This is a genomic window from Pseudomonas serbica, assembly GCF_028823535.1.
In the GTDB taxonomy this organism is placed as follows: Bacteria; Pseudomonadota; Gammaproteobacteria; order Pseudomonadales; family Pseudomonadaceae; genus Aquipseudomonas; species Aquipseudomonas serbica.
On the sequence record NZ_JAQIYM010000060.1, the window covers coordinates 1 to 334 of the forward strand.

At 61.1% G+C, this 334-nt stretch carries 1 protein-coding gene; it reads left to right on the top strand.

All coding sequences use genetic code 11. The features are described from left to right. The coding region (locus tag NQL71_RS29740) for a hypothetical protein (RefSeq protein ID WP_425520699.1) at positions 1-334 on the top strand (334 nt) is incomplete at both ends.

Genomic DNA, 334 nt, shown 5'->3' on the forward strand with positions numbered 1-334 from the left:
CTACCAGTTCGCCTACGATGCATCCGACCGTCTGATCGAAGAAAAGCGCATCGACAACCTGACCCGGCGTTTCAGCTACAACCTGGGCGGGCATCTGACCCAGGTCGACGAAACCGGCTACGGTGAACGCGGTGAACGGCCACAGCGCCGCACCGAGTTCGAGCGCGACAGCATTGGCCGGTTACTGGCCAAACTCAATGCCGATGCCAGTCAGGATTATGTGTACGACGACGGCGATCGCCTGCTGTCGATCCAGCGCCTGCCGACCGCGCAGGGCAAGCAACTGGGTGTCAGCGAAGAAACGCTGGAATTCGCCTACGACCTGCTCGGAAGG